The following is a 22,715-nucleotide window of genomic DNA, read 5'->3' as shown; positions in this document are numbered from 1 at the left end:
GGGGAGGCGGCCATGACTGGTCTCCTCCCCGAAGGGTTTCACGATCGATTGCCGCCTGCTGCCGATGCGGCGGCCCGCCTCGAGACGCGCGTGCTGGGGCTCGCACGGCTCTATGGCTATGAACAGGTCGATCCGCCGCTCGCCGAGTTCGCCGACGAGCTGGCGACGCGGCTCAAGACCGGCGCGGTGCATAATGCCGTTCGCTTCGTCGATCCGGTGTCGCAGCGCAGCCTCGCCATACGCCCGGACCTGACCGCGCAGGTCGGCCGCATCGCCGCGACGCGCATGGGCCACCATCCGCGGCCGGTGCGGCTCTGCTATGCGGGACAGGTGCTCAAGCTCAAGGCGCCGGCTCTCGATCCGCGCCGGGCGATGCGCCAGATCGGCTGCGAGCTGATCGGCCGCGACAGCGTGGCTGCGGCGATGGAGATCGTCCGCGTGGCGATCGAGTCGCTGCAATCGGCGGGCGTCGAGGGGCTGGCGATCGACTTCACGCTGCCCGACCTCGTCGACACGCTGGCCGGCGAAACGCTGCCGCGCGAGACGCTGACCGCACTGCGCGAGCGGCTCGACGCCAAGGACGCGGGCGGGGTTGCTGCGATCGATCCCAAATATCTGCCGCTGATCGAGGCGGCCGGTCCGTTCGAGGGTGCGATGGCGAAGCTGCGCGCGATCGACGCGGGCAACGCCTTGGCGAGCCGCATCGAAGGCCTGGCGGCGATCGCGGCGAGCATTCCGGCGGGCGTGGCGCTGACCCTCGATCCCACCGAGCGCCACGGCTTCGAATACCAGACCTGGCTCGGCTTCTCGATCTTCACGCGCGGCGCGCGTGGTGAGATCGGTCGTGGCGGCACCTACACGGTGGTGCATGACGGAGGCCTCGAGGAGCCGGCGGTCGGCTTCTCGCTCTACGCCGATCCGATCCTCGATGCGGGCGTGGGCGGCGATGCCCGGCGCCGGCTGTTCCTGCCGTTCGGCACCGATGCGGCGATCGGCGCGGCGCTGCGCGCGGAGGGCTGGGTGACGGTCACCGCGCTGGAGGCTGAGGATACGCCCGAGGCGCAGCTGTGCAGCCACGAGCTGCGGAACGGGGTGCCGGTCGCGCTTTGACGCGCCGGCACCGTCCGCCTCACTCCATCTGGTCGATCAGCGCCTGGATCGGCGCGAAGGCGAAGGCCACCGAGCTGTCCGCCACGCCGTACGGGATGAACAGGCTGTCGCCGTGGCGGATCGCGCCGCAGGTATAGACGACGTTCGGCACATAGCCCTCGCGGTCCTGGTCGGCGGCGGCGAGCAGCGGCGCGCGCGAGCGGGCGAGCACCTTGGACGGATCGTCCTTGTCGAGCAGCGCCGCACCGATCGAATATTTGCGCATCGCGCCGACGCCGTGAGTGAGCACCAGCCAGCCCTGGTCGGTCTCGATCGGCGGGCCGCAATTGCCCATCTGTACCAGCTCCCAGGGGAATTGCGGCTTGATGATCAGCTCGCCGCCTTCCCAATGGGTGATGTCGTCCGAGCTGTGCAGGAAGATATTCTCGCCGTCCTGGCGGCCGAGCATCATGTACTTGCCGCCCACCTTGCGCGGGAACAGCGCCATGCCCTTGTTGCGCGCGGCGCTGCCGGTCATCGGCACGAGGTCGACGCCACGCCAGTCATGGGTACGTAGCAGCTCCGACTGGATGCCGGAGCCGTTATAGGCGGTGTAGGTGCCGATCCACTCGACCGTGCCGTCGTCATGGGTGAAATGGCAGATCCGCAAGTCCTCGAGCCCGTTGGACTGGGCCTTGGTGATCGGGAAGATCACCGTGCCGGAGAGCGTCGAATCGCGGTGGCGATAGATGCGCACCGGGCCTTCCATCCTGCGCTCGTCGGGCTCCCGCGCATCGGCCGCAGTGGCGAAGGGCGGTTCGGGTGCCAGCACCAGCTCGTTGCCGTCGGTGATGATGCCCTCACGGAAGGCAACCGAGGAGATATGACCTTCGCCGACCGCGCGCAGCGACATCAGGATGCGCATGCTGCCCGGCGGCATGCCGGTCTGGTCGTAATGCGGCACCGCGCTGGGATTCATCAGCGCGGCGGCGGCATAGCTGTATTCGTGGCAGAAATAGGCGCCGAGCAACTGCCGCTTCTCGTCGCCGATCGCCGCGCCGTCGAGGCCGAGCATCGCCTCGATCTCGTCATAGCGCGTCATGAACACGCGGCGCGTCTGCCAGTGGCGGGCCTCGAAGTCCTTGAGGACCAGTTCGAGCTCGGCACGCGCCTGGCCGGGCGAGAGCGCCAGCACCTCGCTGACGATCCGCTCGGTGCGGCTCGGCGCCCCGCCATTGGTGGACGCCCACGCGACGTGGAACGGTCGCACGACGACGCGCGACGGATCGGCACGGAGCCGCAAGGGATGGTGAAACAGTTCCGGCATTTGGCAACCCCCGGGGAACGCGCTCGTTACGGCGCCGTCCCCCGGTATCGTTTCAGGCGACGGCGAGTTCCGGTCCTGCCACGCTTTTATTGCCCTTTGAAAGAGCCGAGATCGCGCAATTCGCCAGTTGGAGTGCGAGAATCGACTCGGCACCTTGATTTCGATTAAGCCCCGTGGGCATCAGCCCGTCGAAGCAGCCGCCATCGGCCACGCTGGCGAGCGGCGTGTCGAGATCATTGGCACCCAGATACCAGCGATAGGCCCGCATCGCCTCGTCCGCCCAATGCTGGTCGCCGGTCGCTTCGTGCGCGGCCAGGCATGCGTCGATCGTCGCCTGCGCTTCCAGCGGCTGCTGGTCGAACGGCAGCGGCTCGGCATATTCGCGGCCGAAGCTTTCGGTGCCGACCGCGCGGAAGCGGCCTTCCGGCGAGGTCTGGCGCTCGGCGATCCAGGCGAGCGTCTCCAGCCCGGTATCCAGGAAATCCTGGCGGCCGAGCACCTTGCCGGCGCGCAGCAGCGCCTCGGGCAGGCGGGCATTGTCGTACGCCAGCACGATCTCGAACCAGCTCCATGCCGGGCGGCGGGTGCGTTCGAGCAGCGCTACCAGCTCGTCGCCGAAGCGCGTGAGGATCTCGCGCGAGAGGGCATGGCCCGGATGCGCCTCCGCCATCGCCGCGGCGCCGAGCATCGCAAAGGCATGCGCGCGCGGGCTGCCGAGGTCGAAGGCGATCGACGCCGTCTCGTCGAACAGCACCGAGGCCCAGTCGCGATGCTTTTGCGCGCGGGCATCGCGCGCGGTGACGCCCAGCGCCCAGATCGCGCGGCCGTTCGAATCTTCCGAGCCTTCGTCCTCGCACCAGGTACGATCGAAGTTCATGAAGTTACGAAACTTGCGCTTGTCGGGATTCCAGGCGTGCTGGACGAAGCCGCCATAGATGGCAGTCCAGCGGTCGCGCACCGTCTCGTCCACCTCGTCGATCTTGCTCATCAGGATCAGCGCGCGGGCATTGTCGTCGATGCAATAGCCGTGGCGGCGATCCGGCACCGAATAGATCGAGTGCTGGAGCATGCCGGTGGCGTCGCTCATCCGCTCGACTGCGGTCAGCACCGGGGAGAGCGTCGGCAGCTCGTTGGTCGCGGTGCGGATGCGATGCGGCTTCTCGTCGAGAATCGCGTCGAACGCGGCGATCGCCCGTTCGGCGAGGCGCGTCCAGAGCATCGTGCGGCCCCGGTCATAGGCGCGCCTGGCCAGCGCCAGCCGCGCGTCCTTGTCGCCGAGCAGCCGGTTGATCTCGCGCGAGAACGCAGCGCTGTCGCCGAAATCGACCAGGACACCATGGCCCTCGTCGAGGATCTCGGTCGCATGAACGTACGGGGTGGAGACCACCGGCTTGCCCATGCTCACCGCGTAGGAGAGCGTGCCCGAGGTGATCTGTGCCGGGTTAGGATAGGGCGTCGCGTAGATGTCCGCCGCCTGGAGATAATCGAGCAGATCGGCCTGCTCGACGAAGCGATTGACGAACGCGACGTTGTTCTGGAGGCCGAGCGCGGCGATCTGCGCCTTCAGGCGATCCCGATACGCCTCACCCTCGTGCGCGACGAGATGCGGGTGGGTGGCGCCCAGAATCACGTAGAGCGCGTTCGGATGCGCGGCGGCAACGGCCGGCATTGCCTCGATCATCGTCTCGATGCCCTTGCTGGGCGCGAGCAGGCCGAAGGTGAGGATGACGTCACGGCCTTCCCAGCCGAAGTTCGGCTTGAACTCGGCCGTGTCGGCAAAGGCGCGATCGGGCACGCCGTGCGGGATGACGGCGATCTTGCTGTCCTCGACGCCGTGGACGCGCTTGAGGATCTCGCGGCCCTTCTCGGCCATGACGATCAGCGTCGAGGCGCGGCGGATCAGCTTTTCCATGACCCGGCGCTCGTCGGCGCTCGGGCGCTCGAGCACGGTGTGGAGCGTGACGATCACCGGCACCGAGACGCGATCGGTCAGCGCGAGCAGCAGTTCGCCCGCCGCGCCGCCGAAGATGCCGTACTCATGCTGGATCCACAGCGCCTCGGCGCCGCTCGCCTCGATCTTGCGGGCGGTTTCCAGATAGGCGCTGCGATCGTTCTGCGCGATCGAACCCGTCACCTGCGGCGGATAGGCATAGTGCCCGGGCAGGTCGTCCATCGCGTAGACGTCGACCTGGATGTCCGGATAGCGCTCAGCCAGTGCCGTGTAGGTGTCGGTAGTAAAGGTGGCGATGCCGCACTTGCGCGGCAGGAAGTTGCCGATCAGGGCAAGATGCCGGATCCGAGGACCCATAGGAGACCGTGCCATGGCGGACCTTTCGCTACTGCATGATGGACTCGGCCCAAATCTGGGCCGTATGTCCTGCTAAACTCCCGTTTTTCGAATAAGTTGCAGTTCCGCTGCAACGCACAACTCTATACCTGATGAACCGTGCTGTAAATCTGCCGTTCAGCCGCGTCCGCGGTATCCGGCAACGCCCTGATCGGGGATCCAGACGTCCTCGGGCGGCTTGCCCGACTGCCAGAACACGTCGATCGGAATACCACCGCGCGGATACCAATAGCCGCCGATTCGCAGCCACACCGGCTGCATCTCGCGGAACAGCCGCTCGCCGATGCCGACGGTGCAGTCCTCATGGAAGGCGCCGTGGTTGCGGAAGCTGCCCAGGAACAGCTTGAGCGACTTGGATTCGACGATCTTCTCGCCCGGCACATAGTCGATCACCAGATGCGCGAAATCGGGCGCGCCGGTGATCGGGCAGAGCGAGGTGAATTCGGGCGCGGCGAAGCGCACCAGATAGCGCGTGCCCGCACGCGGATTGGGCACATAGTCGAGTTCCGCTTCCTCCGGGCTGGCGGGCAGGGCGGATTGCTTACCGAGATGCTTGGCGTCCATGGCCGCCATGTAGGCGTTTGCCGTGCCGTTTCCATAGGGCTAGAGGGACGTGTGACATCGCATCTCCTCGCCCGGCGAGGCGGGGCCATGGCATAGGGAAGGGAGCATGGCGGTTCTCCGAAACCACCGTCATTCCCGCGAAGGCGGGAATCCATTTGCCGGTGCACCGGGGGCAGGAACCTTGGCTTCAGCGCCAATGGATCCCCGCCTCCGCGGGGATGACGAACGGGTTTTGCCATATGCGACGCCCTGCAAGTCGGAGAGGGAATTATCGGGACGCCCATGGACGGATTGATCACCACCGAAGCGCTGGCCGGCATGCTCGGCGCCAATGACCTTCTGGTCCTCGACGCGACCTACACCTCCACGATCCCGGGTGCTGCCAGGCAGGATCCGCGCGCGGAGTTCGAGGCGGGGCATATCCCCGGCGCGCGGCTGCTCGATCTCGATACGCTGGTCGATGCCGAGAACCCGCTGCCCTCGATGCTGCCCAGGCGCAGCGTGTTCGAGGAGCGCATGGCGCAGCTGGGGGTGATGGGCACCACCCGGATCGTCCTCTACGACAACAGCCCGCACCATACCGCCTGCCGCGCCTGGTGGGTGCTGCGGATGTTCGGCGTCCGCGCGGCGATCCTCGATGGGAATATGGGCCATTGGCGCGCCGAGGGGCGGCCGGTGCAGAGCGGGCCGCATCTGGCCGCCACCACCAGCTTCACCGCCGGTGATCCCGTGGCGCAGCTGCGGACGCTCGATGAGATGCGCACCACGACCGAGCAGATCGTCGATGCTCGCTCGGCGGTCCGCTTCACCGGCGAGGAACCCGATCCCCGCCCCCAATGCGCTGCCGGGCACATGCCGGGTGCGAAGAACATTCCCTATGGCCGCTTCTTCGAGAGCGACGGACATTGGAAAGCACCGGAGGGCATCCAGGCGGTGTTCGACGCCGCCGGGCTGGATGTCACCCAGCCGCTGGTCGCCACCTGCGGCTCGGGCATCACCGCCTCGGTGATCGTGTTCGCTGCGCATCTCCTCGGCCACGAGATCGCACTCTACGACGGCAGCTGGACCGAATGGGGCGCCCAGCCCGATACGGCGAAGGTGACCGGCGCATGAGCGGGCAGGATAAGGACGCGACCAAGGTCGTCCATGCCGGCCGCCGCCCCGAATGGACGGGAGGAATCGTCAACCCGCCGGTGTGGCGCGCCTCGACGATCCTCTACGACAACATCGCCGAGATGCGCGAACGCGGCAGCGCCGACACGCACCACAAGCTCTATTACGGTCGCCGCGGCACGCCGACCCAGTGGTCGCTTGCCGATGCGCTGACCGAGCTCGAGCCCGGCGCGCAGGCGACCTTGCTCTACCCCTCGGGCGTGTCGGCGATCACCACCGCGCTGCTGGCGGTGCTCTCGCCCGGCGACGAGGTGCTGCTGCCCGACAGCAGCTACGAACCGACTCGCGCCTTCGGCAACGGGATGCTCAAGCGGCTGGGCGTCACCGCCACCTATTACGACCCGCTGATCGGCGAGGGCATCGCCGCGCTGTGCAGCGATCGCACCAAGGCGATCCTGATGGAGAGTCCCGGCAGCCTTACCTTCGAGGTGCAGGACGTGCCGGCGATCGTCGCCGTCGCCAAGGCGCGCGGGACCGTGACGCTGCTCGACAATACCTGGGCGGGGCCGCTCTATTTCCCGGCGATCGAGAAGGGCGTCGACTATACGATCCTGTCCTGCTCGAAATATGTCGTCGGCCACTCGGACGTGATGCTGGGTTCGGTCACCGCCGCGCGGGGACACTATGAAAAGCTGCGGGCGACCACCTACCAGCTCGGCCTCTGCGCCAGCCCCGACGACGCCTATCTGGCATCGCGCGGGCTGCGGACGATGGAAGTGCGCCTCCGCCAGTCGGGCGCGAGCGGTCTCCGCATCGCCGAATGGCTGAAGACTCGGCCGGAGGTGGCGCGGGTGCTCCATCCGGCACTGCCCGATTGCCCGGGGCACGACCTGTTCCTGCGCGATTTCCGGGGGAGCGCCGGTCTCTTCTCCTTCGTGCTGAACGGCGGCGACGATGCGGCGCGCACCGCGCTGATCGACGGTCTCCGGCATTTCGGCATCGGCTTCAGCTGGGGCGGCTATGAGAGCCTCGCCATTCCCGCCGATCCGCAGCGCATCCGTACCGCCTCGCGCTGGGAGGCCGAGGGGCCGATGATCCGGCTCTATATCGGTCTGGAAGACACCGACGACCTGATCGCCGATCTCGAGGCAGGGCTCGCCCGCTTCGCCGCCGCGCGCGGATGATCCACGACCTGCTCGACCGGTTCGCCGGCATGGGGATGCGGTTCCCTTCCCCGGCCGAACTGGGCGAGCTGGCGGTGGCGCTAGGCTTGGCCGCGCTGGCGCTGGCAATCGGGATATTCGCCGGCCAGCGGGTCGGCGCGCATATCGCCGGGCTGTGGCACCGCATTGCGGGCGAGCATATCAACGGAATCCAGCCGCGACTGTGTCGGATCACCCGCTACCTGACCACTGCGCTGCTGCTCTCGCCGGTGGCGGGCGGCTATGCCTGGCATGGGCCGGCGACGCTGCTGCTCGGCGTCGCGCTCGGGCTGGCGATGGCGCTGGCGGTGGTGGAGGTGCTGCGCGGGCTCGGCCTGCCGCGGCTCGCCACCTGGGCGATGGGGGCAATCGCCTTCACGTCGCTGCTCAGCAAGACGATGGGCGGGCTGGGCGTGATCGAGGCGCTGCTGGCCCGGATCGGCTTCGACATCGGCACGCGCCGGCTGTCGCTCCTGTCGCTGCTCACCTTCCTCGTCACCGTCACGATCATCTATGCGCTGGTGCGGATTGCCAATCGGCTGCTGGCGCAGTGGATCGGCCGGGCCAAGGGGCTCGATCCCACCCAGCAATTGCTCGGGCAGAAGCTGGCGAGCATCGCCATCGTCACCGCCGCCTTCTTCGTGGGCATCGATCTGCTCGGCATCGACCTGACGACCTTCGCAGTGTTTTCGGGCGCGTTCGGCCTGGCCATCGGCTTCGGCATGCAGAAGACCGTCGGCAACCTGATTGCCGGGATCATCCTGCTGATGGACCGCTCGATCAAGCCGGGCGACGTGATCGTGGTGGGGGACAGTTTCGGCTGGGTGAACAAGATCGGCGTGCGCGCCGTCTCGGTGATCACGAGGGACGGCAAGGAGCATCTGATTCCGAACGAGAATCTGATGACGCAGGAAGTCGAGAACTGGTCCTATACCGATCGCAACGTGCGCGTGCGGATCGCGGTGACGGTTGCCTATGGCTGCGATCTCGAACTGGCGCAGGACCTGATGCTGCGCGCGGCGACCGAAAGCCCGCGCGTGCTCGACACCCCGCCGCCCAATGTCTGGCTGACCGCGCTGGGCGAGAATGGCGCGGCGCACGATATCCTGGTGTGGATCAGCGATCCCGAGAGCGGGGTCGGCAATGTGCGGAGCGACGTGCTCAATCGGCTGTGGAAGCTGTTCGGTGAGCACGGGATTACCGTGCCTGCGCCCCGGCGGGACGTGCGGGTGCGGGGGGTGGAGGGGTAGGGCTACCCACCACCCTCACCCTCCCCACCGCCTATGGCGGCGGGTCCCCTCCCTCTCCCAAAGGAAGAGGGCGTTTGCTCCCTCTCCCTTTGGGAGAGGGAGGGAGCCGCGAAGCGGCGGAAGGGTGAGGGTGGCGGCTTGGTTCACCGCGTCGGGCGGGCCGCCGTCACGCTGTTGCAGATCACCGTGCTCTTGCCGAGCGACACCGCCCAATTCAGCCCGCGCGGATCGGGCGCGCCCTCATAGTAATCGGTGCTGATCAGCTGCGCGCCCGAGGCGATCGCGGTGTCGAGCCGGCGACGGTCATGGTTGCGCGCCTCCAGCGTTTCGGCATCGGCGCGGGTGCGGACCATGAAGCCGGCCTTAACGCGGCGGGTGATCGTGGCGGGGTCTTCGGTCGGGCTCTGGGTGTTGAAGAACGACGCTTCGGGCGCATCCTCCGGGTACCAGCCGAACATCATCCGGCCCTTCAGGCTGGCATGGCCGGTCCGATACTGCTCCTCATTGGCTTCCGAGGTGTCGAGGACGAACAGGAACTTGCCGCGCGAGGCGCCGACGGTCGGCCAGCGATGCGCGGTTACCGCGTCGCGCAGCGTGGGAAGCGACCCGCGCACATCGTCCGGCGCGATCACCCGTTCGCGGCCGATCGTCGCGGCGATATCGGCATCGAGCGCGTCGAGCGTGGCGGCGTCGAAGCCGATGTCCGTGGTGCGCACGCCAGGGATCGGTCGCACGTCGCTGGCATTGACCAGGATCATCACCGGCAGATGGCCCGGATGCGCATCCGACCAGCGGCGGAACAGCGCCATGCAGCTGCGGAAGACGCGGCAATGCGTCTGCCAGTCGATGCCGGGTATGTGGATCGTCTTGGCGCCCGGCGCGGCCATCTCGGCCTGTATCTCGTCGGTGCCGTTCGCATAGGGCGCGGCATAGGCGCCGCCCTGGGGATCGGGCGCCACGTCGATCTCGAGCTGGCGCAGGCCGAGCGCGAGCTGGCTCTCCAGCGGCGGGTGGCCATAAGCCAGGCCCTCCCAGTTGCTCGGCAGCAGCTTGCGGATGCGCGCTTCCACCTCGGGCAGCGGATAGGGGCGGTAGCTGTTGTGCGAGCCGAGCACCCGCACCTGGTCGAGGCGCAGCGAATCGAGGCTCTTGTCGGCGTCGGGCGTCGTCCCGCCCGGTGCCATCGCCATCAGCAGCGCCGCCGCGGCGACCATCATCCCTTTGCGCATCCCGTCATGTCCTTTTGCGAAGCGAACCAAGGCGGTGCCTTTGGCGGGCTTTCGTTCCGGATCGATGACAGTCGCGCACACAAAAAGGCGGCGGTCCGCTGGGGACCGCCGCCGCATTAGGGAGCTAACTGCTTAGTTGCCGGTCGGGCTGGCCGGTGCGGTGGCCTGGGCCGACTGGCCGCTGGTCTGCGCCTGGGCGGCGGCCGCCTGGATGCGCTGGTTGAGCGCGGTATCCGAGGCCATCGCCTGGCTGATTTCGTTGAAGCGCTGCGGCTGCAGGCCCGACGCGGTGATCGCGGCGACGAACTTGGGGTTCTTTTCCGCGGTGGGGATGCTGGTGTCCGCGTTGATCTTGTTCACCGCGAGCGCCGCCTTGGCGTACTGCTGGACCTCGGTGTCGGTGAAGGTCGACGCACCCGCGGTCGCAGTCGCGGCGGTGCCCGCACCCGTGGTCCCCTGGTCCGGGGTTGCCGGCGTGGTCTGTGCCGGAGCAGCATCGGCCGGGGTCGTCTGGGCCGGGGTCGTGGTCTGGGCGAAGGCGGTCGACGCCATCAGCGTGCCGGCAATTGCCAGGCTCGAAAAGATCGTCTTCATTCTCAACTCCTCGCAACAATGAAACTGTTTTGCCTCGCTGTAACGTAACAGTGGGGCTTGGTTTTCCGTTTCACACTCGATTCACGATAGGCTGTGGCCATGGCGGGACGGCATGACCCGTTCAGGCAGGCACGCACCCGGAATCACGCCGCTGGAAAAGCCGGGGATTTTCGCCTATATGCGGCGGATGCAGACAGTGTCGGCCGCCCCCATGCCCATCCCCGGGCACATCGATCCCGTGCCCGTGCCGCGTGCCCCCGCCGCGCGCGAAGACGGGCGTACCGACCTGATCGGTCTCTCCCGCGACGGTATCCGCGAGGCGCTGACGGCTGCCGGGCTGGAGCCCAAGCAGGCCAAGCTGCGCGCCAAGCAGCTGTGGCACTGGATCTACAATCGCGGCGCCACCGACTTTTCGGCAATGACCGACATCGCCAAGGCGCAGCACCCCTGGCTGGCCGAGCGCTTCGTGATCGGCCGCCCCGAGGTGGTCGAAGCGCAGGTCTCGAACGACGGCACCCGCAAGTGGCTGCTCCGCTCGCCCGACGGGCAGGATTACGAGATGGTGTTCATCCCCGACGCCGATCGGGGAACCCTGTGCGTCTCCAGCCAGGTGGGCTGCACGCTCAACTGCCGCTTCTGCCACACCGGCACGATGCGGCTGGTGCGCAACCTCACCGCCGGCGAGATCGTCGGCCAGGTGATGCTCGCGCGCGATTCGCTCGGCGAATGGCCGAGCCAGCCCGAGGGCCGCCTGCTCACCAACATCGTGATGATGGGCATGGGCGAGCCGCTGTACAATTTCGACGAGGTGAAGGCCGGCCTCCAGATCGTGATGGACGGCGACGGCCTCGCGCTCTCCAAGCGCCGCATCACCCTGTCGACCTCGGGCGTGGTGCCGATCATGGCGCGCGCCGGCGAGGAGATCGGCGTGAACCTTGCGGTGTCGCTCCACGCGGTCACCAAGGAGGTGCGCGACGAGATCGTGCCGCTCAACAAGAAATACGGCATCGAGGAGCTGCTCCAGGCCTGTGCTGATTATCCGGGCGCCAACAATGCCCGCCGCATCACCTTCGAATATGTGATGCTCAAGGACAAGAACGACAGCGACGCCGATGCGCACGAGCTCGTCCGCCTGCTGCGCAAGTACAAGCTGCCCGCCAAGGTGAACCTGATCCCGTTCAACCCCTGGCCCGGCGCGCCATACGAATGCTCGGCGCCCGAGCGGATCCGCTCGTTCTCGAACATCGTGTTCGAGGGCGGCATCTCGGCGCCGGTGCGCACCCCGCGCGGGCGCGACATCGATGCGGCGTGCGGCCAGCTCAAGACCGCGTCGGAGAAGAAGAGCCGGGCGCAGCTCGATCGCGAGGCCGAAGAGAAGTTCGCAGCGCTCGGTTGAGCCCTGCACGCTTCTGCGCGTAGGATGCGGCCATGCCGCTGCTCCTGCTCGCCCTTGCGCTTGCCGCCCCCTCCGATCGCTGCGCCGATGCGAAGACGACGGTGGACATGAACCTGTGCCTCGCGCGCGCCAGCAACGCCGCCGAGGTGGAGATGAACCGCTACCTCGTCGCTGCCCGCAAGCGCGCCGCGAGCGACGGGGTGACGGTAGTCAAGGCGTTCGACGAGGCGCAGGGCCGCTGGATCGCCTGGCGCAAGGGCGAGTGCGACGCGGTCTATGCGCATTTGCAGGGCGGCACGATCCGCAACGCCGCGCTGCTCACCTGCCGGATCGAGCTGACCGAGGGACGCATCCATCAGCTGTGGAAGACCTGGCTGACCTATCCGGACTCGACCCCGCCGATCCTGCCCGAGCCCGGCGTCAGCCCGGACGGAACATCCTGAACAGCGCGTCCTCCCCGATCTCGAAATAGTCCGCCGGCCCGCCGCCGCGCAAAATCGGGCGGGCACGGGCGGTCTGGTAGACGCCGTCCTCCAGCATCGCGCGATCGATATGGATGCCGGTCGCTTCGCCGAGGACGAGCCAGGTGTCGACCTCGGCGCCTTCCTTGTTCTCCAGGCGGATCAGCTGGGTCAGTCGGCATTCGAACTGCGCCGGGCTGCTCGCGACACGATCGGGCCGCACGGTGCGCGAGGGGAGCGCTTCGATGCCGGCATGGGCGAACTCGTCGACCTCGGGGTCGACCGGCGCCGCGGTCGCGTTCATCACCTCGGCGAGCGGGCGCGTCGCGAGGTTCCAGACGAACTCCTTGGTCTCGGCGATATTGGCGACGCTGTCCTTCCACGCGGTGGAGGCGAAGCCGAGGATCGGCGGGCGATAGTTGAACAGGTTGAAGAAGCTGTACGGCGCGAGGTTCCGCACGCCGCTGGGCGAAACGGTGCTCACCCAGCCGATCGGGCGGGGGCCGACGATGGCGTTGAGGGGATCATGCGCCAGGCCGTGCCCGGCTGCGGGTTCGTAGAAGTGGAAGTCGGTGGGCATGCGCGCTCCGGATTTTGTGGCGGCGGTGAAACCGATTCCGCTCGGGCTGCGAATATCCTAGTATCGGTGGTGCCGGAAGCGGACGCTATGGCACGCCTTCCGATCCTCCCCTGAAAGGGGAGGGGGACCGCCCGAAGGGCGGTGGAGGGGTGTCCCGGTCGCATGGGCGGGCATCCTTTCAGCGGGGACACCCCTCCGACCTGCCTATGGCAGGCCACCTCCCCTTGCAGGGGAGGATCTGAAGTCGGTGAAGGAGAGACGAGCAGATGGCCGAAGCACCCCGCCTGATCTACCGCCACCGGCTGGTCACCCGGCTGTGGCACTGGATCAATGCGATCGCGCTGCTGATCATGGTCGGCAGCGGGCTGATGATCTTCAACGCGCATCCCCGGCTCTACTGGGGGCAATATGGCGCGAATTTCGACCATGCCTGGCTGGAGCTGCCGCGCTTCCCCGGCTGGGTGACGATCCCGTCCTATTACAGCCTCGCCGGTGCGCGGCACTGGCATTTCTTCTTCGCGCTGGTGCTGGCCTTCGGGCTGATGGTCTATCTGCTGTGGAGCCTGGCGAACGGCCACATCCTGCGCGACCTGCGGATCCGCGCGCGCGAGCTGGGGCCGGGGCATCTGTGGAAGGACTTCAAGGACCATCTCGCCTTGCGCTTCCACGATCCCAGGGACCCGCGCGCCTACAATATCTTCCAGAAGCTGGCCTATGTCGGCACGCTGTTCGTGCTCCTGCCGGCGGTCATCCTCTCCGGCCTCGCGCTCTCGCCCGGCATGGACGCGGCCTGGCCCTGGCTGACCGCGCTCTTCGGCGGCCGGCAATCGGCGCGTTCGGTGCACTTCATCGCCATGGGCGCGATCCTCGCCTTCCTGCTCGTCCACCTGACGCTGGTGCTGCTCGCGGGACCGATCAACGAACTGCGCTCGATGATCACCGGCTGGTGGCGCGTGCCCGCGGAGAAGCAGCCATGATCCTCACCCGCCGCAACCTGCTGATCGGCAGCGCCGCCGGGATGCTCGCCGGCTGCGACCAGTTCACGGACAGCCCAGTGCTGGCCAGCGCGGAGGAGGCGCACCGCTTCCTCCAGCGCTCGATCGGTCGCGGATCGCTCGCCACCGAATTCCGGCCCGAGCAGCGCAGCCCGATCTTCCGGGTCAACGGCACCTACAACCCGAACACGCCCGAATATAACATCTGGGCCGGTACCCGCTTTGCCGACTGGCGGCTTAGGGTGGGCGGCATGGTGGCGCGCCCGATGCAGCTCACGCTCGACCAGCTCCAGCACATGCCGCAGCGCGCGCAGATCACCCGCCACGATTGCGTCGAGGGATGGAGCGCGATCGGCAAGTGGCAGGGGCCGCAGCTTTCGACCATCCTCAACGGCGCTGGGCTCAGTTCGCAGGCGCGCTACATCGTCTTCCATTGCGCCGATCGCTACGGCGATGGCGGCTATTATGAGTCGATCGACCTGATCGACGCCTTCCACCCCCAGACGATCCTCGCCTGGGCGCTCAACGACCATCTGCTCGATGTCGGCCACGGCGCGCCGCTGCGGCTGCGGGTGGAGCGGCAGCTGGGCTACAAGCAGGCCAAGTATCTGGTGGGCATTGAAGCCGTCGCTTCGCTCGCCGGGATCGGCAAGGGCAAGGGAGGCACCTGGGAGGATATGAGCAACTACCAATGGTACGCAGGAATTTGAACGGTAACGCGAAACCTACTGGCAGATAGGTTGTGTGCCCCGTGCCGAAACGTAATACGCGTATTCCCGACATAATCTCTGCCTAGTGGAGCGCCATGGCCCTGATTGACCGCTTCCTCGACCGCGCCGTGAAGCGCGGCGAGCTCACCCTGATCCGCCCCGACGGCAGCACCCGCACCTTCGGCAGCCCCGATCCTGCCCTCAAGCCCGTCACCATGCGGCTGTCCAAGGGCGCCGAGGGCCGCATCGTCCGCGATCCCGCGCTGGGCGCCGCCGAAACCTATATGGACGGCAGCATGAACCTCGAGCACGGCGACATCCTCGACCTGCTCAACCTGGTGACTGCCAACAACGCCTGGGAAAAGAGCGACGCGGCGCTCAGCCCGTCCAAGCTCAGCCTCGCCGCGGGCAAGGTCGCGCACCTGCTCGGCCGCTACAACATGGCGCGCAAGTCGAAGCAGAATGTCGCGCACCATTACGACCTCTCGGCGCGGCTCTACGATCTCTTCCTCGACGCCGACCGGCAATATAGCTGCGCCTATTATACCGATCCGGCCAACAGCCTGGAGCAGGCGCAGGCCGACAAGAAGGCGCATATCGTCGCCAAGCTGGCGATCGAGCCCGGCATGCGCGTGCTCGACATCGGCTGCGGCTGGGGCGGCATGGCGCTCTACATCCACGCCAAGACCGGTGCCGAGGTGCTGGGCATCACCCTGTCCGAAGAGCAGCTGAAGATCGCCCAGGAGCGCGCCGAAGCCGCCGGCGTGGCGGACAAGGTTAAGTTCGAGCTGATCGATTACCGTGCGCTGCAGGGGCAGTTCGACCGTATCGTCTCGGTCGGCATGTTCGAGCATGTCGGCACGCCGCAATACCGCACCTTCTTCACCAAGTGCCGCGAGCTGATGACGCCCGAGGGGGTGATGCTGCTCCACACCATCGGCCGCGCGGGCGAGCCGGGCTATACCGATGCGTTCACGCTCAAATACATCTTCCCGGGCGGCTATATCCCCGCGCTGTCGGAAATCGCACAGGGCTATGAGGGGCTGCGCTATTTCCTCACCGACGTGGAGGTGCTGCGCATGCATTATGGCCACACGCTCAAGGCCTGGTACGACCGTACCGTCGCCGCGCACGATGCGATCGTCGCGCTCTATGACGAGCGCTTCTTCCGCATGTGGACCTATTATCTCGCGGGGTCCTATGTGAGCTTCATGAATGGCGGGCTGGTCAACTACCAGCTGCAATTCTCGCGCTCGCGCACCGCGCTGCCGCTGACCCGCGACTATATGGCGGAGGCCGAGGCGAAGCTCCGCCAGGCCTGACCCGTCCCGCGCCGGGCAGACGGCGGATATTGCGTGCAAGGCGCGGGGACCCTAGAGGCCCCGCGTTTCCCTTTCCCTTTCTTCCCCGGAGTCGCTGCCCCATGTCGGATAAGATCAATCGCGTCGTCCTCGCCTATTCGGGCGGCCTGGACACGAGCGTGATCCTGAAATGGCTGCAGCAGACCTATAACTGCGAGGTCGTCACCTTCACCGCCGATCTCGGCCAGGGCGAGGAGCTGGAGCCCGCGCGCAAGAAGGCCGAGATGGCTGGCGTGAAGCCCGAGCATATCTTCATCGAGGACGTGCGCGAGGAGTTCGTGAAGGACTATGTGTTCCCGATGATGCGCGCCAACGCGCTCTACGAGGGGCTGTACCTGCTCGGTACCTCGATCGCGCGGCCGCTGATCGCCAAGCGCCAGATCGAGATCGCCAAAATGGTCGGCGCCGATGCGGTGAGCCATGGCGCCACCGGCAAGGGCAACGACCAGGTCCGCTTCGAGCTCGGCTATTATGCGCTCAACCCGGACATCAAGGTGATCGCGCCGTGGCGCGAATGGGACCTGACCAGCCGCACCAAGCTGATCGAGTTCGCGGAATCGCACCAGATCCCGGTGACCAAGGACAAGCGCGGCGAGTCGCCCTTCTCGACCGACGCGAACCTTCTCCACACCTCGTCCGAGGGCAAGGTGCTCGAGGATCCGTGGGAGGAAGTGCCCGATTACGTCTATTCGCGCACGGTGAACCCGGAAGACGCGCCCGACACGCCCGAGACGATCACGATCGATTTCGAGCGCGGCGACGGCGTGGCGCTCAACGGGCAGGCGATGTCGCCGGCGACGTTGCTCACCGCGCTCAACGAGCTCGGCCGCAAGCACGGAATCGGCCGTCTCGATCTGGTCGAGAACCGCTTCGTCGGCATGAAGTCGCGCGGCATGTACGAGACGCCGGGCGGCACCATCTATCACCTTGCCCACCGCGGCATCGAGCAGATCACGCTCGATCGCGGCGCGGCGCACCTCAAGGACGAGTTGGCCCCGCGCTATGCCGAGCTGATCTACAACGGCTTCTGGTTCTCGCCCGAGCGCGAGATGCTGCAGGCCGCGGTCGACTATAGCCAGGAGAAGGTCACCGGCACCGTGCGGCTGAAGCTGTACAAGGGCAGCGTGATCGTCACCGGCCGCAAGTCGCCCTATTCGCTGTACAGCGAGAAGGTGGTGACCTTCGAGGACGACCAGGGCGCGTACGACCAGCGCGACGCGGCGGGCTTCATCAAGCTCAACGCGCTGCGCCTGCGCCTGCTCGGCCGCCGCGAGGGGTAAAGGCACCAGCGTTTCCTCCCTCGGCGCAGCCGGGGGAGGGGGACCGCGCCGCGCCAGCGGCGTGGTGGAGGGGGCGCCGCAGACTGCGGCGTCCTTTCTTGTACGCGAGGGATTCCCCCCTCCACCACCGCCTGCGACGGCGGTCCCCCTCCCCCGGGCTGCGCCCGAGGGAGGAGACGCTACATCCGGGTCGCCGCTCGGTAGGCTCGCAGGCTATCCCACGCATAGAGCGCGCAGCCGGACCAGATCAGCGCGAAGGTCGCGAGGTGCACCGGCAGCACCGGCTCGCCGAAGATCAGCACCGCTTCCAGGAATTGCAGCGTCGGCGCGATATATTGGAGCAGCCCCATGGTCGCGTAGGGCAGCCGCTTGGCGGCGGCGGCGAACAGCAGCAGCGGCGTCGCGGTGACCACCCCGGCCGCGATCAGCAGCAGGTCGATCCGCGTCGAGCTGCCGAACGCCGCCGTGCCGCTATGCTGCGCCCAGAGCAGCACCGCGAGCGCGGGCGGGCCGAGCAGCAGCGTCTCCACCGTCAGTCCGCCCAGCGCGTCGATCGCGGCGACCTTGCGGAGCAGGCCATAGCCGCCGAAGCTCAGCGCCAGCGCGAGCGGGATCCACAAGCTGCCGACGCCGTGGAGCGCCAGCAGCAGTACGCCCAGTGCCGCCAGCCCGATGGCGACGCCCTGCCAGCGCCGCAGCCGCTCGCCGAGCACCAGCATGCCCAGCGCCACGTTCACCAGCGGATTGATGAAATAGCCGAGGCTCGCGTCGAGCACATGGTTGTTCTGGACCGACCAGATATAGACCAGCCAGTTGATCCCGATCAGCGCCGCGCTGCCGACAAGGAACAGCAAGGTCCGCCCCCGGGCAGCGGCGGCGATGCTCCGCACGCGGCGCAGCGCCACCACGATCACCGCGAGGAGCAGCAGCGACCAGAGCACGCGGTGTGAGAGCACCTGCAGCGCAGGGACCGCCTGCAGCAGGTGCAGGTAGAGCGGCAGCACGCCCCACAGGCTGTATGAGGCGATACCGAGGAGAAGGCCGGTGCGATCGGCACCTTTAGCGTTGGACATGCCGCCTTGTTGCGCCGTGTTGCGGTGCAACGCAACACGTGGCCGGGTCAGGCCGGACGGATCGGGTTCGCCGCCTCCGCGCCGACGACGGTGGTCCAAGGGACGACATCCCAGTGCGCGACGATCCCGTCCGTCACATAGGGATCCTTCTCGGCAAAGGCGCGGGCTGCCGCGGCATCGCCGAACAGCAGCAGCGCGCTTTCCGGCGGATCACCCACCGCGCCGCCCAGCAGCAGCGTGCCTGCATCCGCCGCCGCCCAGGCCAGCGCCAGATGCGCCTCCCGAAGCGCACCCCGGCGCGCGAGATAATCGGGCGCCAGCGTGTAGCGGAGCAGGAAATGCGCCACGGTCAGTCGGCGAACAGCAGGACCGGGGTCTCTAGCAGCTTCTTCACCGCCTGGACGAAGCTCGCCGCATCCCAGCCGTCGACGACGCGGTGGTCGCAGCTGATCGACAGGTTCATCAGCTTGGCGCGGACGATGTCGTCGCCGCGGAACATCGGGCGCTCGACGATCTTGTTCGGGCCGATGATCGCCACTTCCGGCCGGTTGATCACCGGCGTCGTCGCAATGCCGCCGAGCGGACCGAGCGAGGTGACGGTGAGGGTGGAGCCGCTCAGCTCCTCGGACTTCGCCTTGCCCGTGCGCGCGGCCTCGGCGAGGCGGGTGATCTCGCTCGCCAGCTGCCAGACATTCTTGTCCTGCGCATCGCGGATCACCGGCACCATCAGCCCGGCATCGGTCTGCGTCGCCATGCCGAGATGGACGCGGCCATGGCGGGTGACCACCCCGGCCTCATCGTCATAGCGGGCGTTGAGCATCGGGAAGTCGGGGAGGGTGCGGCAGAGTGCGACGATCAGGAACGGCAGCATGGTCAGCTTGGGGCGCTGGCCGCGGTGTTCGTTGAGGTCGCCGCGCATCGCTTCCAGGGCGGTGACGTCGATCTCGTCGACATAGGTGAAGTGCGGGATGGCGCGCTTCGAGGCGGCCATGTTCTCGGCGATGCGGCGGCGCATGCCGATCACCTTCACCGGCTGATCCTCGCGGGCGCGGGAGGCGTGGGGCGCGTGATAGCCCTGCGCGCTGCCATAGCGGAGGAACGCGTCGAGGTCGGCGTGGCGGATGCGGTCGCCCTCGGCGGGCTTCACCTGTGCGAGGTCGATGCCGAGGTCGGCGGCGCGGGCACGGACCGCGGGGGAGGCGAGAATCTTGGTCTCCTGCGCTCCCTCTCCCGCGTGCGGGAGGGGGCTGGGGGGTGGGCCCCCGGCATCCGCGGGTGCATCGCTGGTGGTGAGCGAGGGCCCACCCCCGGCCCCTCCCGCAAGCGGGAGGGGAGCGCTGGCTTCAGCGCTCACAGATTCCTCGACGCCCGGATTCTCCGCCTCGACCTGTTCCTCGACGGGCGTCTCCACCTCGGCCGGCGCTTCCGCCTCGCCCTCGACCTCAATCACCATCAGCGCCGACCCGATCGGCACCTGGTCGCCCACTTCGCCGGCGAGTTCGACCACCACGCCGGAGACGGGCGATTCCATCTCCACCGTGGCCTTGTCGGTCATCATGTCGGCGACCTGCTGGTCTTCCTCGACGCGGTCCCCGATCTTCACGTGCCAGGCGACGATCTCGGCCTCGGCAATGCCTTCGCCGATGTCCGGCAGACGAAAGGTAAAACGAGCCATGGGCGTCAGTCCTTGAGGAGTTTGTTGAGCGCCTCGCGGATCCGCACGGGACCCGGGAAATAGGCCCATTCGAGGCTGTGGGGATACGGCGTGTCGAAGCCGGTGACGCGGGCGATCGGCGCTTCGAGATGGTAGAAGCAGCGCTCCTGCACCAAGGCCGAAAGCTCGGCGCCGAAGCCGGAGGTGCGCGTTGCCTCATGGACGATCATGCAGCGACCGGTCTTCTTGACCGAGGCTTCGATCGCTTCGATGTCGAGCGGCACCAAAGTGCGCAGGTCGATGATCTCGGCATCGACGCCCAGTTCCTCGATCGTCGCGGCAACCACGTGCACCATCGTGCCGTAGCAGAGGATCGTCACCGCCTCGCCTTCGCGGACCGTGGCGGCCTTGCCGAGTTCGACGCGGTAATGCCCCTCGGGCACTTCGCTCGCGGGGTGGGCGGTCCAGTTCTTGGCCGGGCGATCATAATGGCCGTCGAACGGGCCGTTATAGATGCGCTTGGGCTCGAGGAAGAGGACGGGGTCGTTGTCCTCGATCGCGGCGATCAGCAGGCCCTTGGCGTCATAGGGCGTCGACGGGATCACCGTCTTGATGCCCGAGACATGGGTGAAGATGCCCTCGGGCGACTGGCTGTGCGTCTGCCCGCCGAAGATGCCGCCGCCATAGGGTGAGCGCACCGTGATCGGCGCGGTGAAGTCGCCGTTCGAGCGATAGCGCAGCCGCGCTGCTTCCGACACGAGCTGGTCGAGCGCCGGGTAGATGTAATCGGCGAACTGGATCTCGGGCACGGGGCGCAGGCCATAGGCGCCCATACCGATCGCCACGCCGATGATGCCGATCTCGGTGATTGGCGTGTCGAAGGCGCGTGTCTTGCCATATTTGGCCTGGAGCCCGGCGGTCGCGCGGAACACGCCGCCGAAATAGCCGACATCCTCGCCCATCACGACGACCTGGTCGTCGCGTTCCATCATCACGTCCATGGCGGAGTTGATCGCCTGGATCATGTTCATCCGGGGGGCGCCGCTCATGCTGCACCTCCGGAGCACAGGGCGCGGCCACCCTCACCCTTCCCATCGCTGCGCGATGGGCCCCTTCCCTCTCCCATCGGGAGAGGGAGGGAGCGCCGAAGGCGCGGAAGGGTGAGGGTGACCTGCTGCATATCCACGCCGCTCATATGCCGGCCGCCTTGCGCTCGGCGATCATCTGGTCGCTCTGTTCCTTCAGGTGCCAGGGCATCTCCTCGAAGACGCCCTCGAACATGGTCTCGAACGGCTGGTGCATGCCGTGGCCGAGGATGCCGTTCTTCTCGGCTTCCTTCTGCGCACGCTTTACCGTCTCGGCGAGCTCGAGGTCCATCGCCGCCTGGCGTTCCTCGTCCCATTCGCCGAGGCCGATCAGATGATCCTTCAGCCGCCGGATCGGATCGCCGAGCGGCCAGGCATTGGTCTCGCCGGCCGAGCGATAGGCGCTGGGATCGTCCGAGGTGGAGTGGCCTTCGGCGCGGTAGGTGAAATGCTCGATCAGCGTCGGTCCCTGGTTGGTCCGCGCGCGCTCGGCCGCCCATTGGGTGGCGGCATAAACTGCGAGCGCGTCATTGCCGTCGACGCGCAGCCCGGCGATGCCATAGCCGATTGCCCGCGCCGCGAAGGTGGTCGCTTCGGCACCCGCAAAGCCCGAGAAGCTCGAGATCGCCCACTGGTTGTTGACGACGTTGAAGATCACCGGGGCGCGGTAGACGGTGGCGAAGGTCAGCGCCGAGTGGAAGTCGCCTTCCGCGGTCGAGCCTTCGCCGCACCAGGTGGCGGCGATGCGGGTGTCGCCGCGCGCCGCGCTCGCCATCGCCCAGCCCACCGCCTGCGGATATTGGGTGGCGAGGTTGCCGGAGATCGAGAAGAAGCCGGTTTCCTTCGACGAATACATGATCGGCAGCTGCCGGCCCTGCAGCGGATCGCCGCGGTTGGAGTAAATCTGGTTCATCATCTCGACCAGCGGATAGCCGCGGGTGATCAGGATGCCCTGCTGGCGATAGCTGGGGAAGCACATGTCGTCGCCGGCCATCGCCAGCGCGGCCGAGACCGACACGGCCTCCTCGCCGGTCGACTTCATGTAGAAGCTGGTCTTGCCCTGGCGCTGGGCGCGGAACATGCGCTCGTCGAACGCGCGGGTGAGCGCCATGCTGCGCAGCATTTTGCGCTTCGCCTCGGCATCGAGCCGCGGATCCCAGGGGCCGACGGCGTTGCCGGCGTCATCGAGGACGCGGACCAGGCCATAGGCGAGTTCGTGGAAGCGATCGGCCGGCTCGGCAGTGTCCGGGCGGCGCGCGGCGCCGGCGGGGGGCACGGCGAGATCGCTGAAATCGGCCTCGTCGCCGGGGCGAAAGCGCGGCTCGGGCACGTGCAGCGATAGGGGCGGCAGGTTGGCGCGCGGGGCGTCCACCGTCATGGTCTCTCCATAAATACGGCCGTGTCG

21 protein-coding genes are annotated in these 22,715 nt (G+C 67.5%); 10 read left to right on the top strand and 11 right to left on the bottom strand.

Going from position 1 to position 22,715, the window contains the following annotated elements:
• Window positions 1-12: 12 nt before the first annotated feature.
• The gene (locus BM009_RS10870; protein ID WP_093296107.1) at window positions 13-1,110 is read left to right on the top strand and encodes an ATP phosphoribosyltransferase regulatory subunit; all 1,098 of its coding nucleotides are present in this window, start codon (window positions 13-15) and stop codon (window positions 1,108-1,110) included.
• Between the two features lie 19 nt (window positions 1,111-1,129).
• On the opposite strand, the gene BM009_RS10865 is transcribed toward BM009_RS10870, so the two are convergent.
• The 3 genes from BM009_RS10865 to queF form a co-directional block, all read right to left on the bottom strand.
• Window positions 1,130-2,416 (bottom strand): glycoside hydrolase family 130 protein, encoded by a 1,287-nt coding sequence (locus BM009_RS10865; protein ID WP_093296106.1) that lies wholly within the window; start codon window positions 2,414-2,416, stop codon window positions 1,130-1,132.
• A 52-nt stretch (window positions 2,417-2,468) separates the two neighbouring features.
• Complete coding sequence (locus BM009_RS10860) at window positions 2,469-4,739, bottom strand: glycosyltransferase family 4 protein (protein WP_093296104.1); 2,271 nt, start codon at window positions 4,737-4,739, stop codon at window positions 2,469-2,471.
• 141 nt (window positions 4,740-4,880) lie between these two features.
• Complete coding sequence (gene queF, locus BM009_RS10855; protein ID WP_093296103.1) at window positions 4,881-5,327, bottom strand: preQ(1) synthase; 447 nt, start codon at window positions 5,325-5,327, stop codon at window positions 4,881-4,883.
• A gap of 282 nt (window positions 5,328-5,609) precedes the next feature.
• On the opposite strand from queF, the gene BM009_RS10850 reads away from it, so the two are divergent.
• The 3 genes from BM009_RS10850 to BM009_RS10840 are packed head-to-tail and all read left to right on the top strand — an operon-like array spanning window position 5,610 to window position 8,892.
• A complete protein-coding gene (locus BM009_RS10850) occupies window positions 5,610-6,440 on the top strand; it encodes a sulfurtransferase (protein WP_093296101.1) in 831 nt (276 codons plus the stop codon).
• A complete protein-coding gene (gene metC / locus BM009_RS10845) occupies window positions 6,437-7,624 on the top strand; it encodes a cystathionine beta-lyase (RefSeq protein WP_093296100.1) in 1,188 nt (395 codons plus the stop codon). The genes BM009_RS10850 and metC overlap by 4 nt, the downstream gene beginning before the upstream one ends.
• A complete protein-coding gene (locus BM009_RS10840) occupies window positions 7,621-8,892 on the top strand; it encodes a mechanosensitive ion channel family protein (protein WP_254772251.1) in 1,272 nt (423 codons plus the stop codon). Before metC ends, BM009_RS10840 begins: the two co-directional genes overlap by 4 nt.
• A 143-nt stretch (window positions 8,893-9,035) precedes the next feature.
• On the opposite strand, the gene BM009_RS10835 is transcribed toward BM009_RS10840, so the two are convergent.
• On the bottom strand, window positions 9,036-10,121 hold the full coding sequence (locus BM009_RS10835; RefSeq protein ID WP_093296098.1) for a Ca2+-dependent phosphoinositide-specific phospholipase C: 1,086 nt from the start codon (window positions 10,119-10,121) through the stop codon (window positions 9,036-9,038).
• A 132-nt stretch (window positions 10,122-10,253) separates the two neighbouring features.
• Window positions 10,254-10,715, bottom strand: a complete 462-nt coding sequence (locus BM009_RS10830) for a DUF4168 domain-containing protein (RefSeq protein WP_093296097.1) — start codon at window positions 10,713-10,715, stop codon at window positions 10,254-10,256.
• A gap of 187 nt (window positions 10,716-10,902) precedes the next feature.
• On the opposite strand from BM009_RS10830, the gene rlmN reads away from it, so the two are divergent.
• On the top strand, window positions 10,903-12,111 hold the full coding sequence (gene rlmN / locus BM009_RS10825) for a dual-specificity RNA methyltransferase RlmN (RefSeq protein WP_093296095.1): 1,209 nt from the start codon (window positions 10,903-10,905) through the stop codon (window positions 12,109-12,111).
• Window positions 12,112-12,143: 32 nt separating this feature from the next.
• On the top strand, window positions 12,144-12,554 hold the full coding sequence (locus tag BM009_RS10820) for a lysozyme inhibitor LprI family protein (protein ID WP_093296094.1): 411 nt from the start codon (window positions 12,144-12,146) through the stop codon (window positions 12,552-12,554).
• Here the strand turns inward: BM009_RS10820 and BM009_RS10815 are convergent.
• On the bottom strand, window positions 12,532-13,152 hold the full coding sequence (locus BM009_RS10815) for a flavin reductase family protein (RefSeq protein ID WP_093296092.1): 621 nt from the start codon (window positions 13,150-13,152) through the stop codon (window positions 12,532-12,534). The two genes, BM009_RS10820 and BM009_RS10815, sit on opposite strands and share 23 nt — an antisense overlap.
• Before the next feature lie 266 nt (window positions 13,153-13,418).
• On the opposite strand from BM009_RS10815, the gene BM009_RS10810 reads away from it, so the two are divergent.
• The 4 genes from BM009_RS10810 (at window position 13,419) to BM009_RS10795 (ending at window position 17,498) form a co-directional block, all read left to right on the top strand.
• Entirely contained in the window at window positions 13,419-14,129 is a 711-nt protein-coding gene (locus tag BM009_RS10810) for a cytochrome b/b6 domain-containing protein (protein ID WP_093296090.1), read from the top strand.
• Window positions 14,126-14,857, top strand: a complete 732-nt coding sequence (locus tag BM009_RS10805) for a molybdopterin-dependent oxidoreductase (protein ID WP_093296089.1) — start codon at window positions 14,126-14,128, stop codon at window positions 14,855-14,857. The genes BM009_RS10810 and BM009_RS10805 overlap by 4 nt, the downstream gene beginning before the upstream one ends.
• Before the next feature lie 95 nt (window positions 14,858-14,952).
• Window positions 14,953-16,179 carry an SAM-dependent methyltransferase gene (locus tag BM009_RS10800; RefSeq protein ID WP_093296087.1) on the top strand — a complete coding sequence of 409 codons (1,227 nt, stop codon included), beginning with the start codon at window positions 14,953-14,955 and terminating at the stop codon, window positions 16,177-16,179.
• 101 nt (window positions 16,180-16,280) lie between these two features.
• The gene (locus BM009_RS10795; protein ID WP_093296086.1) at window positions 16,281-17,498 is read left to right on the top strand and encodes an argininosuccinate synthase; all 1,218 of its coding nucleotides are present in this window, start codon (window positions 16,281-16,283) and stop codon (window positions 17,496-17,498) included.
• 179 nt (window positions 17,499-17,677) lie between these two features.
• Here BM009_RS10795 and rarD read toward each other — a convergent pair whose 3' ends face one another.
• The 5 genes from rarD to BM009_RS10770 all read right to left on the bottom strand — a co-directional run bounded on the left by rarD (window position 17,678) and on the right by BM009_RS10770 (window position 22,688).
• Window positions 17,678-18,571: an EamA family transporter RarD gene (gene rarD, locus BM009_RS10790; RefSeq protein ID WP_093296084.1), complete on the bottom strand. Its 894-nt coding sequence runs from the start codon at window positions 18,569-18,571 to the stop codon at window positions 17,678-17,680.
• Window positions 18,572-18,618: 47 nt separating this feature from the next.
• Entirely contained in the window at window positions 18,619-18,918 is a 300-nt protein-coding gene (locus BM009_RS10785; protein WP_093296083.1) for a YciI-like protein, read from the bottom strand.
• Between the two features lie 2 nt (window positions 18,919-18,920).
• Entirely contained in the window at window positions 18,921-20,246 is a 1,326-nt protein-coding gene (locus BM009_RS10780; RefSeq protein WP_093296081.1) for a dihydrolipoamide acetyltransferase family protein, read from the bottom strand.
• Between the two features lie 5 nt (window positions 20,247-20,251).
• On the bottom strand, window positions 20,252-21,256 hold the full coding sequence (locus BM009_RS10775; RefSeq protein ID WP_093296080.1) for an alpha-ketoacid dehydrogenase subunit beta: 1,005 nt from the start codon (window positions 21,254-21,256) through the stop codon (window positions 20,252-20,254).
• Window positions 21,257-21,416: 160 nt separating this feature from the next.
• Entirely contained in the window at window positions 21,417-22,688 is a 1,272-nt protein-coding gene (locus BM009_RS10770; RefSeq protein WP_093296078.1) for a 3-methyl-2-oxobutanoate dehydrogenase (2-methylpropanoyl-transferring) subunit alpha, read from the bottom strand.
• Window positions 22,689-22,715: the final 27 nt, after the last annotated feature.

The sequence above is a fragment of the Sphingomonas sp. NFR04 genome (genome assembly GCF_900114095.1).
Classification (GTDB): domain Bacteria; phylum Pseudomonadota; class Alphaproteobacteria; order Sphingomonadales; family Sphingomonadaceae; genus Sphingomonas.
This window is presented reverse-complemented; position numbering and strand designations above follow the sequence as displayed.

What these genes read in the sequence shown, in the direction of transcription:
- BM009_RS10840 (WP_254772251.1), top strand. Translation starts at nt 7,621, where the DNA reads ATGATCCACGACCTGCTCGACCGGTTCGCCGGCATGGGGATGCGGTTC.
- BM009_RS10815 (WP_093296092.1), bottom strand. Translation starts at nt 13,152, where the DNA reads ATGCCCACCGACTTCCACTTCTACGAACCCGCAGCCGGGCACGGCCTG.
- BM009_RS10835 (WP_093296098.1), bottom strand. Translation starts at nt 10,121, where the DNA reads ATGCGCAAAGGGATGATGGTCGCCGCGGCGGCGCTGCTGATGGCGATG.
- metC (WP_093296100.1), top strand. Translation starts at nt 6,437, where the DNA reads ATGAGCGGGCAGGATAAGGACGCGACCAAGGTCGTCCATGCCGGCCGC.
- BM009_RS10795 (WP_093296086.1), top strand. Translation starts at nt 16,281, where the DNA reads ATGTCGGATAAGATCAATCGCGTCGTCCTCGCCTATTCGGGCGGCCTG.
- BM009_RS10870 (WP_093296107.1), top strand. Translation starts at nt 13, where the DNA reads ATGACTGGTCTCCTCCCCGAAGGGTTTCACGATCGATTGCCGCCTGCT.
- rarD (WP_093296084.1), bottom strand. Translation starts at nt 18,571, where the DNA reads ATGTCCAACGCTAAAGGTGCCGATCGCACCGGCCTTCTCCTCGGTATC.
- rlmN (WP_093296095.1), top strand. Translation starts at nt 10,903, where the DNA reads ATGCAGACAGTGTCGGCCGCCCCCATGCCCATCCCCGGGCACATCGAT.
- BM009_RS10780 (WP_093296081.1), bottom strand. Translation starts at nt 20,246, where the DNA reads ATGGCTCGTTTTACCTTTCGTCTGCCGGACATCGGCGAAGGCATTGCC.
- BM009_RS10775 (WP_093296080.1), bottom strand. Translation starts at nt 21,256, where the DNA reads ATGAACATGATCCAGGCGATCAACTCCGCCATGGACGTGATGATGGAA.
- BM009_RS10810 (WP_093296090.1), top strand. Translation starts at nt 13,419, where the DNA reads ATGGCCGAAGCACCCCGCCTGATCTACCGCCACCGGCTGGTCACCCGG.
- BM009_RS10805 (WP_093296089.1), top strand. Translation starts at nt 14,126, where the DNA reads ATGATCCTCACCCGCCGCAACCTGCTGATCGGCAGCGCCGCCGGGATG.
- BM009_RS10800 (WP_093296087.1), top strand. Translation starts at nt 14,953, where the DNA reads ATGGCCCTGATTGACCGCTTCCTCGACCGCGCCGTGAAGCGCGGCGAG.
- BM009_RS10850 (WP_093296101.1), top strand. Translation starts at nt 5,610, where the DNA reads ATGGACGGATTGATCACCACCGAAGCGCTGGCCGGCATGCTCGGCGCC.
- BM009_RS10770 (WP_093296078.1), bottom strand. Translation starts at nt 22,688, where the DNA reads ATGACGGTGGACGCCCCGCGCGCCAACCTGCCGCCCCTATCGCTGCAC.
- BM009_RS10865 (WP_093296106.1), bottom strand. Translation starts at nt 2,416, where the DNA reads ATGCCGGAACTGTTTCACCATCCCTTGCGGCTCCGTGCCGATCCGTCG.
- BM009_RS10860 (WP_093296104.1), bottom strand. Translation starts at nt 4,739, where the DNA reads ATGGCACGGTCTCCTATGGGTCCTCGGATCCGGCATCTTGCCCTGATC.
- BM009_RS10820 (WP_093296094.1), top strand. Translation starts at nt 12,144, where the DNA reads ATGCCGCTGCTCCTGCTCGCCCTTGCGCTTGCCGCCCCCTCCGATCGC.
- BM009_RS10830 (WP_093296097.1), bottom strand. Translation starts at nt 10,715, where the DNA reads ATGAAGACGATCTTTTCGAGCCTGGCAATTGCCGGCACGCTGATGGCG.
- queF (WP_093296103.1), bottom strand. Translation starts at nt 5,327, where the DNA reads ATGGACGCCAAGCATCTCGGTAAGCAATCCGCCCTGCCCGCCAGCCCG.